The 2,959-nt window shown below is 73.4% G+C and carries 2 protein-coding genes; one reads left to right on the top strand and one right to left on the bottom strand.

The genetic code is table 11. The annotated features are described in order from the left end of the window. A partial coding sequence (locus GT354_RS15215) for a hypothetical protein (RefSeq protein WP_161356850.1) occupies nt 1-1,811 on the top strand: 1,811 nt, incomplete at its 5' end. A gap of 34 nt (nt 1,812-1,845) precedes the next feature. Here GT354_RS15215 and GT354_RS15220 read toward each other — a convergent pair. Beyond that, entirely contained in the window at nt 1,846-2,889 is a 1,044-nt protein-coding gene (locus tag GT354_RS15220; protein ID WP_161356851.1) for a hypothetical protein, read from the bottom strand. Nucleotides 2,890-2,959: the final 70 nt, after the last annotated feature.

Here is a 2,959-nt window from a genome sequence, read left to right on the forward strand (position 1 = left end):
GCTCCGTCGTCCCCGACGCGCCGCTGCCGACGGATCCGCGGGTACTTGCCGGGTTCGCCGCGACGAACGCGGCGGACGCGCCCGGGCTGCGGCATCCGCAGTGGCTTCTCGACGCGTGCGCGGCGAGTCCGGCGCAGGGACCTCGTACGGCGCTGCGCCGAAACGGGGGCACCGACGTGCGCGCCCGTGCCACGAACGCGATGCGCTACCGAGCCGGTCTGCTCGGGCCGGCCGAACTGGTGGCCACGCTCCCCGCCCGCGAACTTGCCGAGCCGAGCCCGGGCAGCCTGCCCAGTACGGCCGGTCGGCCGGTGGCGCGGGCCGTCAAGGCGCTGCTCACGCTCCGCTTGGGCGCCGACCCGAAACGTTGGCTCACCGCGATGGCGGCGATGGACACCGCCGATTCCGCGCTGCCACTGGCCGAGTTCCTCGATCGCGCCGGCGCGCAGGTTCCGCCGGTCGGGGACCATCTGCCCCTGTCCAAGGCCGGCGCGAGCCTGCTCGCCCACGCGGACGTCGACGTCCTGCGCACCGTCCTGCCGCTGCTCGAAGCGAACGCGCCGCTGACGCTGGTACGGCACGCCGTCGACAGTCGGCACGCGACCGACGCGCTCATCGAATACGTGCTGGGCTGCGCCGACCCCACCGCCGCGATCGATCTCGCCCACAGGTCGATCGGGCCCGCCCGTCGGGCGTACCTCCGAACTCGGCTGCTGGCTCTGCGCGATCCCGACGTCGACGACCGGCTGTACGGCGACGTGACGCGAGTGGGCGACGTCGCGGAGCGCCGGCGGATCCTGTCCGGCGCGGAGGACTTGCCGATCGGCGCGGGCCCGGGCGCGCCGACCCCGTTGTCGCCGGCTCTGCGGGCCCGGCTCCTGGCGCCGGGCGTGTTCTCCAAGTACCGTGCCGGCGCCCTGCTCGTCACGGTCGAGGCGGCCGACGCCGACGTGGTCGAAACAGCGCTGCGTACGTTGCGCGGAAAGCTGACATTGCTCGACCACCTCACCGCCGCGCGCAACGCGTTGCGTTATGGCGGGGTCGACCGGTTGCGTGCGCTGATCGACGACGGGCTGCTCGGCCGGGGGGCGGCGAAGGTCGCGGTGAAGGCGCTGGAGGCGGGCGGTGTCGAGGCGGGCGCGCGGCTGCTCACCGATCGGCTCGATCGCGAACGCACCACGGCGCGACTGGTCGCGAAACTACGGGGCTGCGACGGTTCTTTCGCGGCCGAACGGGTCCTGGTGCTTCCCTATCCGCGCGACTGGCCGACGCTGATCGAGGAACACGCGCGCGAGCCGTTTCGCCCCGACGTGTGGCAGGCGGTCGCGTTTCAGCCGGACGCGCCGGACGCGGCCACCCTCGCCGTCCCTCCGAGCCCACACTCGACCAAGGCCGCCGAGGCCGCCCTGCGCAGCCCGGCCCTGGCCCGGTCGATCCTCGCGTGGGCGACCCCGGTCGGCGGATCGGGAGGGTGGACCGCATTGATGGACCGGGCGATCGAGGACGGCCTGATCACCGGCCACGACCTCGTCCACGAGATCGGTACCCCGGACCGAGCGCTGCGCTACGTCGCCGAGGGCCTGGTCCGCGTCGATCTGCCGGTACCGGTACGGACCGCCGTGCGGGACGCGTTCGCCGAGATCACCCGCCTGACGGTGGACGCTCTGGGCACCGGTGACCGCGCGTGGCAACGGCTGTTCGGCGCGCTCACCGGCCACGACGACCAGTGGGCGCCGGACAACGGGCCGGACGCGAGCGTGGCGGTGCTGATCGGCTACGCGGGGCGCGAGTTGCGCGTCGAGGAGGGCTGAACGAAACGGACGGGGCGGGGATGGAGTGCTGCCGCTACCCGGGCAGGCCGCACCAATCGCGCCGGTACGACGCCCAGTCCTTCTCGGTGGCCGCGAAGTCGACGTACAGCGCGACACCGAAGGACTGTCGGCCGAGCGCGTTGCGCGTCAGCGACAGCCGCACACCGCGCACCGCCGCCCCGACCGTTTCGGCGGAGCCGCGGTGGCCTCGGGAGTTCGCGTAGTAGGCGGGCAGGCCCATGAGCAACCGCACGCGCGCAGGGGTGACTTCCAGGGCAAGCGTGGTCTGTTGGGCGACGTAGCCACCGTAGAGGGACTTCATCGGCATTGCGGTGTCGTACGACATCACCGCGATCTGGTCGACCCGGCGGGCGACTTGGCCGAAGTAGCGCTGCGACCACCACTTCGGATGATCGGCGACGAACTGCGACACGGCGTGCAACTCGGGGAGCGGATCGATCTGCGCCGCGGCGACGGACAGCGGGACACCGCGGGCGGCGGTCGCCTCGTGTGTCCGCTCCAGGAGCCTGAGGTATCCCTCGTCGCCGGACCACACGGGCTCCAGATCGAAGTGCACTCCTTCGAAGCCCGCGTCCAGCACCTGCCCGGCCGAGGCGGTGATCCGCTCGCGGACGTCGGCGCGGGCCAGGTGCAGGCCGGGGCTGTCGTGCGCGACGAGGTCGCCGAGCCACGCCTGGACGCGGACGCCGGGCAGTTCCCGATGTACCGCCTCCACGAGTTCGCGTGCTCGCGGATACGCGGTCGCGGGCAGCGAACCGTCGTGCTCCAGCGGGCCCGCGTGCACGTACAGGTCGCGTATCCCGGTGCCGCGTATGCGCGTGGCGAGGGCGGTCAGGTCGGCCGGTCCCTTGCGACCGTCCACCCAGGCGTGGCCCAGCCAGATCGCGTCCTGCCCCCGGGTGCGGGCCCGCGCGGACGGGTCGCCCGCGTACTCCAGGCGCAGCGCGAGGGCCGCGGCGGCGACCGCGACGAAGGGCAGCGAGAACAGGATCAGCACCCCGACCGCGATCCGCCGACGCCGGGACCACTTGCGACGGTTGCGCCACTTCGCCCGCAGCCGGCCAAGCCCCTTGGGGTCGGGCCGAGTTGGAGACGGGGCCGGGTCCGCTGCCGGGTCGTCCGCTGCC

It is taken from the genome of Streptomyces sp. SID3343 (assembly GCF_009865215.1).
GTDB lineage: Bacteria > Actinomycetota > Actinomycetes > Streptomycetales > Streptomycetaceae > Embleya.